A 13460-nucleotide genomic window follows, 5' to 3' on the forward strand; every position below is an offset into this window, starting at 1 on the left:
GTCACGTCGAGGTCGAGGTAGGTGACCCCGGCGGGTGCGGTGGCTCGCGCGGTGTTGCGAGCGGTTCCGATCACCTCGAAGCCCGCCGCGGCGAACGCGCTGGCCGTCTCCTTGCCGATCCCTGATGAGGCACCTGTCACGAGTGCCACCGGCCGAGTTGCCGCCATCACGAGCTCCCTTGGTTTTGGAATACGTCCGTATGCCTTACGTCCGTATGTCTTACGTTCGTACGACCATAGGGTGGTCGTCGGTCGATGGCAAGTGGTCACGTCCGGCGATCCGAGAGGGATCCGGGAAACGTGGGGTGCGGTACGGGAAAGACCACGAGCGGACGACGAGCAGTGGACCGAGACGGCCCGGTCCTCGCATCACCCACCGCACTCGTCGACGGCGGCCTCGGTGCCGTCCTCACGCACCACTTCGGTCGAACTCGGTGAGGACCTCGACGGGCAGTGATGACCCGGGTGCTCGTGCGGGTGTCGCGGTCCGAAGGTGGAACCGCTGGTGACGGGCGGTGGGTGAGGGCGGGCGTGTTGTGCCGGAGCGCTGGTCTCGGCCGGTGAACCCGCCCAGGCGCCGGCGGTGTGGGTGCGCGGTGTGCCGACGTGTGCGGGCCTGCGCCTTGATGTTCCATCCACCGTTGAGGTCACCAGGCACCTGCGCATTTCGGCGGACACGGTCCGTACATGGCTGCAGGTCTTGCTCAGCGGCTGGACGGTCCGGTCGGCGAGCCTCGGCCCAGCCGCCCGCCGGTCGTCGGTCGCCGGTCGTCGGTGTCGAACAGCTGGAGGCCGTTGTGATCGGGGCGCTGGAGGTGATCCCGGAGGCGTCATCCGCTGGTCACGAACGGGGCTTCGTAGTCGGTGTTCACCGGCTCTCCTGACGTGCGATGCCGAGGTAGTGGCCCAAGCGGAGTTCCAGCTCTTCGGGCCCCTTTTCGGCAGCGAGCTTCTCGAACCGGGGCAGGAATGCCTGTACCCCTGGCCAGGTCATGGAGCTCACGAATTGCGTGTAGGCCGCTCGCAGGTCGGCATCGGGCGGGAGCGTCGCCCGGTCGACCTGAGCCTTGGCGGCTGCCAGCGCCGTCTTGTCGAATGACGCCAGCCGGGTTGCCACACCGTCCACGAAGCCGTCCAGTTCGGCGTCGGCGACGGTGCGGGTCACCCATCCGTAGCGCTCTGCCGTGTCGGCGTCGTAGTCATCGCTGCTGAGGATGACTTCGAGTGCCCGATCCCGTCCGATGAGTCGGGGCAGGCGTTCTGTGCCCCCGCCGCCGGGAAGAATCCCGCCGCCGACCTCGGGCTGGCCGAACACCGCGTGCTCGCGGCTGGCGTAGCGCAGATCGCAGGCCAGGGCCAGTTCGTCCCCGCCGCCCCTGGTCCGTCCGCGGATGGACGCGATGCTGATGAACGGAGCGGTGGACAGCCTCACCACGAGATCGATCCACGCCGGCGTCGCCTCCGGATCGGACGGTATGAAGTCGGCAGCCCGGCCGAGATCGAAGTGGTTGAAGAAGTAGCCAGGTGTACTGCTGGTGAAGACGGCAACGTGAACCTGCGGGTCCTCGCTCAGTTCCGTGACGACCTCGACCAGTCGGGACACGGTCTCCCCGACGATGAGATTCACCGGTGGATTCGAGAATGTGATCTTGCGGATTCCTGATGTCAGCCGCTCCACGCTGATCGTGCTGGGTTGCGTCATCTTTCGCTCCTAGGGTGATACTGACGGTTTGTCAGGGAGGCGTGTTCGTCGGGGCGCCCTGCACTGGCAGAGGCGACGCCCAGAACCAGGTCTGGCAGACCCGTGGTCATGTCGTGCTTCTCCTTGCCGTTGCTTCGAGGCCCCGTCGGCTTCACGGACGAGCGGGTCGGCCGACCGGCCGGGTGCGCAGCGCTGCTTGCCGAGGGCTGGGCGGGGCGACGCGGCGTACGTGCTGACGCCGCCGGCGGTCGGGACGGCGGTGTAGCGCAGCCTCGGTTTCGGGTCGGTGGCCGCCGCGGCGATCGCGGTGTCCGTCACCACGAGCTGAGCCACTGTCCTGCGGACGCTCCCGACCCCGGATCGCCGTCGCCATGTCTTCCCCCTGCGGTGGGGCGCGAGTGCACTGATCACGCCCAACGCTACGAAGGAAGCGAGGAAAACGGATCCGTCACCGTGTCCGTCACCGTGTCCGTCAAGGTATGGCTGGTGTCGTTGAACTCGGGTTGCCGGCCGGGCTGCATCTGATCGGCTGGCCGGGCGCCTTCGGGGATGGACCGGGCGGCCCGCTGGCGCCCAGTGCTGTGTAGCGCTCGTCGTCATTCACACCCCGAGGTGCCCCACAATGCGGTGATGCACCGGCCGGTGGCGGCCGCACCTCCTTGGGCACCACCGCCAGATACCTTCTGGGCCTACATCAGGCCGGAAGTGGCACCACGGTTGATCGGCGTGGCCCAGTACCGACGGCCTCGCGATGGTGCCCTCGAGTCATCAGCACACCGTCGACCTGCCCGTGTGCCGTGGCGACCGCGCCGAGCAACTTCTCGACCGCCGGGCGGTCGTTGGGTCAGATGTCGATCTGCCTTCACTTTCGGTCGGCCTCACAGCGCGCCGGCCAGCACCCGTGCCCGCCGGCGCCAGAACTCCCGCGAGATGTCGGCCTTGGGAAGCACCAAGTCGAAGCCGTGGAAAGCGCCGGGGACGACATCGAGGTCGCAGGAGACGCCGCTGTCACTCAGCCGACGCGCGTACTCGACGTCTTCGTTCGTGGAAGAGATCGAGGGTGCCGACTCCGATCCAGGCCGGAGGAAGACCGGTGAGATCCTCGCGCCGGGCTGCGGCCGCGTACGGTACGGAATCGTCTGGCCACCCGGGTGCGTGGCCGGCGTCGAGAGTGGGGACGGTTGTGAAGCCGGTGCGACGGAGCCGATGGGGTAAGGCCGGCGCGCAGCAGGGTGGGACTCTCGCGGACCGGATCGGGCAGCGAGACGTCGGTATCACCCGCTGCCCACATCGCGACGGACGCCCGCAGCGCGGCGGACTCCACGTCGGCCATCAGACGCGGAGTCGTGTCGCGTTCGGCGTCGGTGCCGGTGCCGGTGCGCTCGGCGACGAGCTCGTGAGCTGCCGAGTCACGCGCCGAACTCTGGCGTCGTCTTCAGACCGCGAGGCCGCCGGCGAGGCCGGCGGCGAACCTCCGGGCGACTTCGCCGGCCGGTCTCCGACCCACCATCACTCAATGCGTGCCCTTGCCCAGGTGGGTCTCGAACCAACGGGCTGCGGCGTCGGTGACAAGATCCCGGGAAAGGTGAGGCCAGTACACCCCGTAGTGTCCCCCGGAGATCATCACGAGCTCCTTGGGCTCAAGCGCCGCGTCATAGGCTTCCAGGGCGAGCGAGGGCGGAGTGGTCTGGTCGTCGCCGGCGACGACCATCAGCAGAGGCGTCGGGCTGATCCGGCGCATGAACGGACGCACGTCATATGCCAGCGCCCGTCCAGTCGATCGGATGGTCACGCTGTTGATCCATCCGGGGGCGGGGCCCTGGGGGCCACCCACGAGGTACTCGTAGTCCGCCTGGTCCTCGAAGAGGACAGTTTGGTCAGCCGGATCGGTCGGCATCCGTACCAGCTGGATACGGCCAGGCTCCTCACTCTTGAGCATTCCTTGCCTGTCCTTGTCCATGTTGTCGTTGATCGCGGCGAGCGCGCCTTCGCCGTTGCCCAGGACGAACTGGTCGTAACCAGAGATGAAGGGCACCTGGCTGACGACACAGTGAAGGCGGCAGAGGACATCGCTGCCACCCTCACGCACGGCGCGATCGGCTCTCAGGTGCACGCAGTGGTGGCCCCGGCCGGCGGTTCAGAAGAACTGGCGTTCCGGATGGCACGAGGCGCGCTTGAACTCGGCGGCTCCCAGGCTCCGCCGGTTCGCACGATCGAGGACCTGGGGGTGGTGGGCTTGTTGCTCCAGCTGGAGGACCAAAGGGCCGTCGCGAGCTTCAGTGATCGCGTGCTGGGTGCACTGCGCCAGAGCGATCTCGAGCGCTCGACAGACCTGATCCTCACCCTGCGAACCTACTTGGCCCATGATTGCCGCGCCGATGTGTCCGCTCAAGAGCTCTTCGTTCACAAGAACACGATCTCCCAGCGGCTTCGGCGCATCGAGAAGCTGACGGGACTCTCTCTCGCAAGTCCTTCAGACGTCTTGCAGTTCAGTGCCGCCTTGGCAGCTGACGGCATCCGGGCAGCATCGGCCCCTTCGGCAACCGAGCGCTAGTTGTACGGCAGCCGACCTCCACCATCGTCATGAGGCAGATCGTCGAGGCGCGCCCGCTCCCCACCTGAGCCAACGCCCGGCCCCCACCCGGCTCAGTGCCCCGCGCCAGGCAGGATGCCCCCTCAGGTCCGATGCCGGACGTCGAAGTGCGCGGAGTGCGCGGTCAGCTTGCCGAGCAACTCGATGAGGGTCTGCTGCTCGTCCTCATCGAGGGCGCCCGCCCACTCCTGTTCACGTGCGTTGTGTGCCTGGAAGGCAGTGGTGATCGCATGCAGACCGGCCTCGGTGAGGCCGAGCTGGACCGCGCGCCCGTCGTAGGAGGCGCGCTCCTTGCTCACCAGGCCGTCCCGTTCCAGCGTGTTCACCAGCGCCGACACGGCGGCTCGGCTCATGCCGGACAGCTCCGCGACCTTCTTCGCCTCGACCGGGCCCGACAGCCAGATGGCGAACAGCACTCGGAAGCCGGGCCATGACCAGCCGCGAGGCCGGTGTACGGCGGATTCGAGGTCGTAGACGAGCATGTTGGCCGCGCGGTGGAGGGTGAGCACCAGCCGCATGGCGAGCGGGTCGATGCCGGGGAGTTCCCGCGAGGCCCGGTCGATGGCGTGGTCGATGAACGACCAGAAGTGCAGGTGGTCGGCATCCAGCGGTTCCGGTTCCTGGGTCACAGTCGGAGTCTAGGTCGGGCGGCATCACGGACCGCATCACGGACCGCGTTCGGGAAGCGGGCACACGTCGGCACCCCGTCCAGGTGTCCGAACCGTGAAAAACCTTCACCCGAGGGCTTCCCCAGAGATGCCGACGGGGGTACGGTCCCCAATTAATCAAAGCATTGATTACACGCTCTGAGCATTAGTCGTCCCGTTTTGTCCCCTGGGTCTGTCAGGGGGCAGGTCTCCTCCCGGCCGTGCGTCCCGATGTGCGGCCGGGTAGCCCCGGCCGTTCCTCCTCCTCCGTCAAGGGGGACGGTGTGGCGGGCGATCGATCCCAAGGAACCTCGTATGCCCGAAGCATTCGCTCCCCCCAGTCCCGGCGCGCTGCGTGCCTGCATGTCCCGTTTCGCCACCGGCGTCACGGTGGTGTCGTACGCGACCGACAGTGGTCCGCGGGGCGCCACCATGAACTCCTTCACGTCCGTGTCCGCGGAACCGCCGCTGGTCCTGGTCAGCGTCGCCCGCCGGGCCCGCTGCCACGACCAGCTGGCCGAGGGGCCCTTCTGCGTGAACATCCTCGGTGCCGAACAGGAGCAGTTGGCCCGGCTGTTCGCGGGGGCCCCGAGCACCGCGGAGCCCCGCTGGGCGGAGGGCGCGCGCGTCCCCCGGCTGGCCGACCCGCTCGCCTGGGTGGAGTGCGAGCCCTGGCGCGCGTACGACGGCGGCGACCACACCCTGGTCCTCGGCCGCGTCACCGACCTCGGTCACCGCGACGGCGACGCCCTGACCTACGCCTGGAGCCGTTTCGCGTCCACGACCGAGTCGACCGACGGCATCGAGCACCTCTTCTGAGGCTCTTCCGCCCGTCCCACCACCCCCTCTCAGGCCCCACCGCACTCCCCAGGAGAACCGCCATGGCCGCACGCAACGGCAAGGAATTCCTCGATCGCCTCTCCCAGTCCCGCCCCACCGTGCACATCCAGGGCGAGACGCTCACCGGAGGAATCCAGGAACACCCCGCTTTCCGCAACGTGGTGCAGACCTACGCCGAGCTGTACGACCTCCAGCACAGCGACGCACACAAGGACGTCCTCACGTATGCCTCCCCCACCTCCGGTGAGCCGGTCGGCACGTCCTTCCTCACTCCGCGCACACCCGACGATCTCGTCAAGCGCCGTAAGGCGTTCAAGGTGTGGGCCGACCACAGCAACGGCATGCTGGGCCGCACCGGCGACTACATGAACAGCTCCCTGATGGCGCTCGCCTCGGCCGCCGACTGGTTCGCCCAGGCCGACCCCGCCTTCGGCGAGAACATCCGCCGCTACTACGAGAAGGCCCGCGAAGAGGATCTGCTGTGCACGCACACGCTCATCCCGCCGCAGGTCAACCGGGCGGTGGCCGGTACCCAGCAGGCGGGGGGCAAGCTCGCGGCACGCATCGTGAAGGAGGACGACAACGGCGTGGTGATCCGCGGGGCGCGCATGCTCGCCACCATCGCCCCCTTCGCCGACGAGATGCTCGTCTTCCCCTCGACCGTGCTCCGCGGCACGCCCGAGGACAAGCCGTACTCGTACGCCTTCGCCATCCCCAACGACACTCCCGGCCTGCGCTACATCGCCCGCGAGCCCCTCGACTACGACCGCCCGCGCCACGACCACCCCCTCGCCTCCCGCTTCGAGGAGTCGGACTGTGTGGTCGTCTTCGACGACGTGCACGTGCCCTTCGAGCGCTGCTTCGCGCTCGGTGACGCCGAGCTGTGCAACGGCTTCTACTCCCAGACGTCCTCCGTGGTGCACATGACCCACCAGGTCGTCACCCGCACCACCGCCAAGACCGAGTACATCCTCGGACTGGTGACACTGCTGACGGAGGCCATCGGCATCGAGCAGTTCCAGCACGTCCAGGAGGACATCGCCGAGATCATCACCACTCTGGAGACGCTGCGCGCCTTCCTGCGCGCGGCGGAAGCGGACGCCGAGGTCAACGAGTACGGGGTGCTGACCCCGGCCTGGGCCCCCCTCAACGCCGCCCGCAACCTCTATCCCAAGCTCTACCAGCGCTTCCCGCAGATCCTGCGCAAGCTCGGCGCCTCCGGCCTGATGGCCACCCCGACCGAGCTCGACATCACCGGCCCGGCGGCCGCCGACATCGAGGCCTACCTCCAGTCGGCCACCCTCACCGGCCCCGAGCGCGTGAAGCTTTTCCGTCTCGTCTGGGACACCTGCATCTCCGCCTTCTCCAGCCGCCAGGCCCTGTACGAGTACTACTTCTTCGGCGACCCCGTCCGCATGGCCGGCGCGTACGTGAAGTCGTACGACCGCGAGCCGTACAAGGCGAAGGTCCAGGACTTCTTGGATCAGCGCAGCCTGGGGCGCTCCTGATGACGCACCCCCTGGGGAACCCCCCGTCGAAGATCATCGCTGTCCATCTCAACTACCCCAGCCGGGCCAAGGAGCGCGGCCGGATCCCGGCCCAGCCCTCCTACTTCCTCAAGCCCCCCTCGTCGCTGGCAGGCACCAAGGAGGCCATCGTCCGCCCGGAGGGGTGTGAACTTCTCGGGTTCGAAGGCGAGATCGCCCTGGTCGTCGGCAGCCGGGCCCAGCGGGTGCGGCCGGAGGACGGCTGGTCCCACGTGCGGTGGGTGACCGCCGCGAACGACGCCGGGGTGTACGACCTGCGGTATGCCGACCGCGGCTCGAACCTCCGCTCCAAGGGCGCGGACGGCTTCACGCCGATCGGGCCGCGGCTGCTCGATGCCCGCCAACTCGACCCGGCCGCACTCCGGTTGCAAACCTGGATCAACGGCGAACTCGTGCAGGACGACACCACCGACACGCTCCTCTTCCCTTTCGGACAGCTCGTCGCCGATCTGTCGAGACTGGTCACCCTGGAGCCCGGGGACGTGATCCTGACGGGCACTCCGGCCGGCGCGTCAGTGGTCTCCCCCGGCGACACGGTGGAGGTCGAGGTCACCGGCAGCGGACAGTCCACCGGGCGGCTGCGCAACCCCATCGCCTCCGGGCCCGCCCTGGACACGTACGGAGCGATGCCGAGGACGGACGCGGCCGAACGTGAGGCCGCCCACGGAGCCGCGTACACACCCGAGCCACTGCTCGACGAACGCATCGAGGACGGACTGCGTTCGGTCGCGGTCGCCACACTCAGCGCACAGTTGCGGGGGCGCGGACTGCCACACATGTCCATCGACGGGGTACGTCCCACCCGGCCGGACACGAAGATGGTCGGCGTCGCCCACACGCTGCGCTACCTGCCGCTGCGCGAGGACCTGTTCAAGCGGTACGGCAGCGGCATGAACGCCCAGAAGCGGGCCGTCGAGCAGCTGCGACCCGGCCATGTGCTGGTCATGGACGCCCGCCGGGACACCTCCGCCGGCACGCTCGGCGACATCCTCGCCCTGCGCGCCCAGCAGCGTGGCGCGGCCGGGGTGGTCACCGACGGAGGCCTGCGCGACAGCGCCGCCGTCACCGAACTGGGGCTGCCCGTCTACCACGGCGGAGCCCACCCCTCCGTCCTCGGCCGCCGCCATGTGCCATGGGACACGGGAGTGCCGGTCGCCTGCGGCGGAGCCCTCGTGCAGCCCGGCGACCTGCTGGTGGGAGACGCGGACGGCGTGGTCGTCGTGCCGCCCGACCTGGCCGAGGACCTGATCACCGACTGCCGGGAGCAGGAAGAGCGGGAGCGTTTCATCACCGATCAGGTGCGCGCCGGGCACGGCATCGACGGCCTGTATCCCCTCGGCCCCGACTGGCACGAGATGTACGAGCGGTGGCGCAAGCAGCACAGCACGCAAGGAGAGCACGCATGAAATTCCGCAGCGACCCGTCCGCCATCCGCGGATCCATCGCTCCCGCCATCACCCCCTTCACCGCGGACGGAGCCGTCGACCACGCCAGCCTGCGCGCGCTGATCCGCTTCCAGCTGGAGTCCGGTTCGCACGGCATCTCGCTGGGCGGCTCCACCGGCGAGCCCAGCGCGCAGAGCGTCAGCGAGCGGATCGCGGGGATGCGGACGGCGGTCGAGGAGATCGGCGACCGCGTCCCGTTCCTGCCCGGGACCGGATCCCACAAGCTCGACGAGACCCTCGAACTCACCGCCGCCGCGGCGGAGTTGGGCGCCGACGCCGCGCTCGTCATCACGCCGTACTACGCGCGCCCCACGCAGGAGGCGCTGTACCAGTGGTACGCGATCGTCGCACGGGAGTTCCCGGACCTGCCGATCGTCGCCTACAACGTGCCCTCGCGCACGGCCGTCGACATCTCGCCCGAGACGGTGAAGCGGCTGTTCACCGACTTCGAGAACTTCGTGGGCGTCAAGGAGACCACCAAGGACTTCGAGCACTTCTCGCGCGTGCTGCACGCCTGCGGGCGCTCACTGCTGGTGTGGTCCGGCATCGAGCTGCTGTGCCTGCCGCTGCTCGCGCTCGGCGGTGCTGGGTTCGTTTCAGCCGTCGCCAATCTCGCGCCCGGCGCGGTGGCTCGGATGTACGAGCTGTGGGAAGCGGGCGATTTCGACGGTGCCCGCGATCTCCACTACCGCCTGCACCCGCTCGTCGACCTCTTGTTCGTCGAGACGAACCCGGCGCCCGCGAAGTGGGTGCTGCACCAGCAGGGACGTATCGCGTCGCCCCATGTCCGCCCGCCGCTCACCTCTCCCACCGACGCGAGCCTGTCGAAGATCCGCGCGCTGCTCCGCGAGGGCGGAGACCTCACCCAGCAGATCGGAGCCGCGCAGTGAGCACCACCCCTGAGCACCTTCCCTCCCTGGTCCCGCACTGGATCGGCGGTGCCCTCGTCGACGCCGCGGACGGACGCACCTTCGATGTCGCCGACCCGGTCTCCAACGCTCCCTACGCACAGGCAGCGCGTGGCTCCGCGGCCGACGTGGACCGGGCGGTGACGGCTGCCCGGGTCGCGTTCCCGGAGTGGGCCGGGCTGTCCAACCGGGCACGCGCGGGTGTCCTGTACCGGATCGCCGACGCCGTCGAGGCCCGTCATGACCGGCTCGCCGCCTTCGAGTCGTACGACTCCGGGCTGCCGATCACGCAGGCCCGCGGCCAGGCGCGGCGCGCCGCCGAGAACTTCCGCTACTTCGCGGATGTCATCGTGGCCCTCGGCGAGGAGGCGTTCCGGCAGGGCGACGACCAGTTCAGCTATGTGGTGCGCACACCGGTGGGAGTCGCCGGGCTGATCACTCCCTGGAACACCCCGTTCATGCTGGAGAGCTGGAAGCTGGCACCCGCGCTGGCGTCCGGCTGCACGCTGGTCCTCAAGCCGGCCGAGTGGACCCCGCTGTCCGCGTCGCTGTGGCCGGAGATCTTCGAAGAGGCGGGTGTCCCGGCCGGAGTGGTGAACATCGTCCACGGCATCGGCGAGGAGGCCGGCCAGGCCCTCGTCGACCACCCGGACGTGCCGCTGATCTCCTTCACCGGCTCCTCCGACACGGGCCGGCACATCATCCGGTCCTCCGCCGAGCACCTGAAGACGGTGTCGATGGAGCTGGGCGGCAAGTCCCCGGTCGTCGTCTTCGCCGACGCCGACCTCGAGGCCGCGCTGGACTCGGTCGTGTTCGGCGTGTTCTCCCTCAACGGGGAGCGCTGTACGGCAGGTTCACGCGTACTCGTCGAGCGCCCGCTGTACGAGGAGTTCACCCGGCGCCTGGCGGAACGGGCCGCCAACGTACGCGTCGGGCTCCCTTCCGACCCGGCAACCGAGGTCGGCGCACTGGTACACCCCGAACACTACGAGCGCGTCCTGAACTACGTGGAGATCGGCCGGAAGGAGGCCCGGCTGGTCGCCGGCGGAACCCGCCCCGAGCACCTCGCGGACGGCAACTACCTCCAGCCCACCGTCTTCGCCGACGTCGAACGCGACGCCCGTATCTTCCAGGAGGAGATCTTCGGCCCGGTCGTGGCCGTCGCCCCCTTCGACGACGAGACCGAGGCCGTGGAACTCGCGAACGCCACGCAGTTCGGTCTGGCCGCCTACGTCTGGACCTCGGACATCAAGCGCGGCCACCGCATCGCGCACGCGGTCGAGTCCGGCATGGTCTGGATCAACTCCCACAACGTCCGTGACCTGCGCACTCCCTTCGGCGGGGTCAAGGCCTCCGGCGTCGGCCGCGAGGGCGGCGCGCACTCCATCGACTTCTACACCGAATCGAAGATCGTCCACGTCGCCCTCGCCGAGGTGCACACCCCCCGCTTCGGAGCCGCCTCATGACCGTCTCGAACGCCCCCGACGTCGTCCGTTCCGCCTACGCCCAGCTCGCCGTCACCGACCTCGGCGCGGCCCGCTGGTTCTGGGTCGACATGCTCGGCTTCCACGTCCAGTACGAGGACGCCGAGTCGCTGTATCTGCGTGGCACGGACGAACTCACCCACCACTCGTTGGTGCTGCGCAAGGGCGACCTGGCGGCCCTCGACCACATCTCCTATCGCGTTCGCACCCCGGAGGACGTCGACAAGGCGGAGAAGTTCTTCGCCGGACTCGGCTGCCCGGTCAAGCGGTTGAAGAAGGGCGAGGGAACGCACGGTATCGGCGACGCGGTACGCGTCATCGACCCGCTCGGCTTCCCCGTGGAGTTCTTCCACGAGATCGCCCGCGCCGAGCGCCTCATCCAGCGCTACGACATCCGCCACGGCGCCGAGATCGCCCGCCTGGACCACTTCAACATCTGCACCCCCGACATCCCGGCCGCCTACGCCCACTACCAGTCCCTCGGCTTCGGCTGCTCGGAAACGATCGAGGGTGACGAGCACGAGCTGTACGCGGCCTGGATGTACCGCAAGCAGACCGTCCACGACGTCGCCTTCACGGGGGGTGCCGGGCCGCGCCTGCACCACGTCGGGGTGGCCACCCACGAGTCCCACCAGGTACTGCGCGCGGCCGACATCTTCGGCTCGCTGCACAAAGAGCACCACATCGAACGAGGCCCCGGCAGGCACGGCGTCTCCAACGCCTTCTACCTCTACCTGAGGGACCCCGACGGCCACCGCGTGGAGATCTACACCTCGGACTACTACACCGGTGACCCGGACCACGAGACGTACCGCTGGAACGTGCGCGACGACCGCCGCCGCGACTTCTGGGGCAACGCCGTCATCGAGTCCTGGTACAAGGAGGCCGCCCCCGTCCTCGACCTGGACGGACGCCCGCAGCCCGTGACCGACACCGTCCTCGACGAGTCCGCGGTTCAGGTGGGTGCGGACGGCCTCGGCTGATGCCACGGGCGGTGGGGGGACCCGGAGGTGCTTGGCGCCCTTCCGAGCCCCCTCACCACGCGCTCGACAGACACGGGATCTTCTCATACACCCCATTCATCGCACTTTGTAATAACCGGATACGACGGTTAGTATCCGGCGGCACGCCTACCTGCCGGCTTGCCGAAGGGCCCGCAGAGGAGACCCATGCCCTCGATGACGACTCCGTCGGACGACACCTCCGCAGGACGCTTCGAGTTCTGGCGGGACGTGGTCGGCCAGAGTTTCGTGCCGCTGGAAGCGCTGCCGCGCGAGGTTCCCGACTTCCACGCCTCCCTGCACACCGCCCAGCTCGGCGCGGTGCAGGTGTCTGTGGTCGCCGCGGATCCGCACGGCGTCGCCCACACCCGTAGGCACATCGCCTCCGACCCGGCCGATTTCGTCAAGGTGAGTCTTCAGCTGGCCGGGCAGTGCATGCTGACCCAGGCGGACCGCCAGGCCCTGCTCAAACCGGGCGAGTTGGCCATCTACGACACCCGGCACCCGTACACACTCGACTTCGACCAGCCGTACAGCACACTCGTGCTGATGTTCCCGCGGGTCATGCTCCGGCTGCCCGAACGCGACCTGACCCGCATGATCGCCACCACCGTGTCGTGCAGCGACGGACTGGGGCCCGTGGTGCACCCGTTCCTGTGCGGACTGGCCGGGCAGGTGCGGCAACTGGACGCTCTCGGCACCCAGCGGCTCGCGGACAGCGTGGTCGACCTGGTCGGCGCGATGCTCTCGGACCGGTGCGCCGTGCACGTGACGCAGCAGGACGACGGGCGGGAGCTGCTGGCCCAGCGGATCCTCACGTACATGGAGCAGCGGCTCTCCGACCCGGGGCTCGGCCCCGACCGGATCGCGGCCGCCCACCACATCTCGCGGCGCTTCCTCTACAAGCTGCTGGCCGAGCGGGGATACACGGTCTCTGGCTGGCTCCGGGAGCGCCGCCTGGCCGAGTGCCTGCGCGACCTCGCGGACCCCGCGCTCGCCCATATGCCCGTCGCCACCGTCGGCAGCCGCTGGGGCTTTCCCGACCCCGCCCACTTCAGCCACGCCTTCAGGAGCGCCTACGGCATGAGCCCGTCGGAGGCACGCGGGGCCGGGCGCACGGCGCTGGGCGCCTAGATGATCGAAGTCGCGGCCGACGACGACCTGCTATGGTCTCCGGCTGGTTCACCATGGCGAGCATCTGGTGGGCGACGTCGGCGCGTGGCACGGAGAACCCGCCCCGGATGTTGCGGTTCCACGCGGTCCGGTACGTGCCGGTCAGGGGCTTGTCGGTGAG

The 13460-nt window shown here is 69.0% G+C and carries 12 protein-coding genes; 8 read left to right on the forward strand and 4 right to left on the reverse strand.

Annotation, left to right across the window (positions count from 1 at the left end; translation table 11 throughout):
* The 3 genes from ACFWWR_RS46630 to ACFWWR_RS46640 form a co-directional block, all read right to left on the reverse strand.
* A partial coding sequence (locus ACFWWR_RS46630; RefSeq protein ID WP_384310468.1) for an SDR family NAD(P)-dependent oxidoreductase occupies positions 1 to 167 on the reverse strand: 167 nt, incomplete at its 3' end.
* A gap of 700 nt (positions 168 to 867) precedes the next feature.
* Positions 868 to 1701, reverse strand: coding sequence for an enoyl-CoA hydratase/isomerase family protein (locus tag ACFWWR_RS46635; protein ID WP_384310448.1), 834 nt, complete (start codon positions 1699 to 1701; stop codon positions 868 to 870).
* A 1513-nt stretch (positions 1702 to 3214) separates the two neighbouring features.
* A complete protein-coding gene (locus ACFWWR_RS46640; protein WP_384310451.1) occupies positions 3215 to 3736 on the reverse strand; it encodes a hypothetical protein in 522 nt (173 codons plus the stop codon).
* A 15-nt stretch (positions 3737 to 3751) separates the two neighbouring features.
* On the opposite strand from ACFWWR_RS46640, the gene ACFWWR_RS46645 reads away from it, so the two are divergent.
* Positions 3752 to 4255 carry a PucR family transcriptional regulator gene (locus ACFWWR_RS46645; protein WP_384310454.1) on the forward strand — a complete coding sequence of 168 codons (504 nt, stop codon included), beginning with the start codon at positions 3752 to 3754 and terminating at the stop codon, positions 4253 to 4255.
* Between the two features lie 122 nt (positions 4256 to 4377).
* Here ACFWWR_RS46645 and ACFWWR_RS46650 read toward each other — a convergent pair whose 3' ends face one another.
* Positions 4378 to 4923 (reverse strand): MarR family winged helix-turn-helix transcriptional regulator, encoded by a 546-nt coding sequence (locus ACFWWR_RS46650; RefSeq protein WP_383874312.1) that lies wholly within the window; start codon positions 4921 to 4923, stop codon positions 4378 to 4380.
* Positions 4924 to 5256: 333 nt separating this feature from the next.
* Between ACFWWR_RS46650 and ACFWWR_RS46655 the strand changes: the two genes are divergently transcribed.
* From ACFWWR_RS46655 to ACFWWR_RS46685, 7 genes are all read left to right on the forward strand, one after another.
* Positions 5257 to 5760: a flavin reductase family protein gene (locus ACFWWR_RS46655; RefSeq protein ID WP_383874314.1), complete on the forward strand. Its 504-nt coding sequence runs from the start codon at positions 5257 to 5259 to the stop codon at positions 5758 to 5760.
* Positions 5761 to 5822: 62 nt separating this feature from the next.
* The gene (gene hpaB / locus ACFWWR_RS46660) at positions 5823 to 7289 is read left to right on the forward strand and encodes a 4-hydroxyphenylacetate 3-monooxygenase, oxygenase component (RefSeq protein ID WP_383874316.1); all 1467 of its coding nucleotides are present in this window, start codon (positions 5823 to 5825) and stop codon (positions 7287 to 7289) included.
* The gene (locus ACFWWR_RS46665) at positions 7289 to 8734 is read left to right on the forward strand and encodes a fumarylacetoacetate hydrolase family protein (protein ID WP_384310457.1); all 1446 of its coding nucleotides are present in this window, start codon (positions 7289 to 7291) and stop codon (positions 8732 to 8734) included. Before hpaB ends, ACFWWR_RS46665 begins: the two co-directional genes overlap by 1 nt.
* A complete protein-coding gene (gene dapA / locus ACFWWR_RS46670; RefSeq protein ID WP_383874319.1) occupies positions 8731 to 9663 on the forward strand; it encodes a 4-hydroxy-tetrahydrodipicolinate synthase in 933 nt (310 codons plus the stop codon). The genes ACFWWR_RS46665 and dapA overlap by 4 nt, the downstream gene beginning before the upstream one ends.
* Entirely contained in the window at positions 9660 to 11147 is a 1488-nt protein-coding gene (hpaE, locus tag ACFWWR_RS46675) for a 5-carboxymethyl-2-hydroxymuconate semialdehyde dehydrogenase (RefSeq protein WP_384310459.1), read from the forward strand. The genes dapA and hpaE overlap by 4 nt, the downstream gene beginning before the upstream one ends.
* Positions 11144 to 12148, forward strand: coding sequence for a 3,4-dihydroxyphenylacetate 2,3-dioxygenase (hpaD, locus tag ACFWWR_RS46680; protein ID WP_384310462.1), 1005 nt, complete (start codon positions 11144 to 11146; stop codon positions 12146 to 12148). The genes hpaE and hpaD overlap by 4 nt, the downstream gene beginning before the upstream one ends.
* A gap of 195 nt (positions 12149 to 12343) precedes the next feature.
* Positions 12344 to 13300, forward strand: a complete 957-nt coding sequence (locus ACFWWR_RS46685) for a helix-turn-helix domain-containing protein (RefSeq protein ID WP_384310465.1) — start codon at positions 12344 to 12346, stop codon at positions 13298 to 13300.
* Positions 13301 to 13460: the final 160 nt, after the last annotated feature.

Origin of the sequence: Streptomyces sp. NPDC058678 (assembly GCF_042714835.1) — a bacterium.
GTDB lineage: Bacteria > Actinomycetota > Actinomycetes > Streptomycetales > Streptomycetaceae > Streptomyces.

Excerpts from the sequence above, each read along its gene's own strand:
- ACFWWR_RS46635 (WP_384310448.1), bottom strand. The coding sequence starts at position 1,701 with ATGACGCAACCCAGCACGATCAGCGTGGAGCGGCTGACATCAGGAATC.
- ACFWWR_RS46655 (WP_383874314.1), top strand. The coding sequence starts at position 5,257 with ATGCCCGAAGCATTCGCTCCCCCCAGTCCCGGCGCGCTGCGTGCCTGC.
- hpaB (WP_383874316.1), top strand. The coding sequence starts at position 5,823 with ATGGCCGCACGCAACGGCAAGGAATTCCTCGATCGCCTCTCCCAGTCC.
- ACFWWR_RS46665 (WP_384310457.1), top strand. The coding sequence starts at position 7,289 with ATGACGCACCCCCTGGGGAACCCCCCGTCGAAGATCATCGCTGTCCAT.
- dapA (WP_383874319.1), top strand. The coding sequence starts at position 8,731 with ATGAAATTCCGCAGCGACCCGTCCGCCATCCGCGGATCCATCGCTCCC.
- hpaD (WP_384310462.1), top strand. The coding sequence starts at position 11,144 with ATGACCGTCTCGAACGCCCCCGACGTCGTCCGTTCCGCCTACGCCCAG.
- ACFWWR_RS46685 (WP_384310465.1), top strand. The coding sequence starts at position 12,344 with ATGACGACTCCGTCGGACGACACCTCCGCAGGACGCTTCGAGTTCTGG.